Genomic DNA, 504 nt, shown 5'->3' with positions numbered 1-504 from the left:
ACCGATGTCTTCTTCCGCACCGAGGCGAATCAGCGCCTGCCCAAGGGCATTTCCGCCGCCCAGTAACATAAGGCGCATTCGCATAGAGTCAGCAGGCCCAGTCTGATTGGAACGATGGCTTTAGCGACGGTGCGGGTGACACCGTCATCGATAATTGCCGGAATCGTTGCATTTTGCGGGTTTAGTGCGCAACCGTCACCCGTAAAGTGTAGATCGCCGGGAATTGTGCTGAATCAACTGGCTCCATCGCTGGCAATCCAGCGCCCACAGGGTTCAGTGTTGATTGCCAAACTTTTCAGCAACAATCACTGTGGGAGCTGGCTGGCCAGCGATGAGGCCCTGATGAACAGCGCAGCTCCCCCAGCGGTACTTGCATCTTGCCGCCCCCCACCCCGCATAACTTGAGCATGAATCTGCCCATCCCCAAGGACGCCGCCCTGACTGGCTTTCACCCCGCCGTCAGCGCCTGGTTCAGCAGCACCTTCCCGTCGGTCACCGCCGCCC

Annotated in this window: 1 protein-coding gene; it reads right to left on the bottom strand. The window is 59.3% G+C overall.

The genetic code is table 11. The annotated features are described in order from the left end of the window. Window positions 1-84 (bottom strand): NAD(P)-dependent oxidoreductase (locus tag HT737_RS31450; protein WP_220459566.1); only part of this gene is annotated, 84 nt, incomplete at its 3' end. Window positions 85-504 lie beyond the last annotated feature (420 nt).

The sequence above is a fragment of the Pseudomonas sp. MD195_PC81_125 genome, assembly GCF_014060985.1.
Lineage (GTDB): Bacteria > Pseudomonadota > Gammaproteobacteria > Pseudomonadales > Pseudomonadaceae > Aquipseudomonas > Aquipseudomonas parakoreensis.
This window is presented reverse-complemented; position numbering and strand designations above follow the sequence as displayed.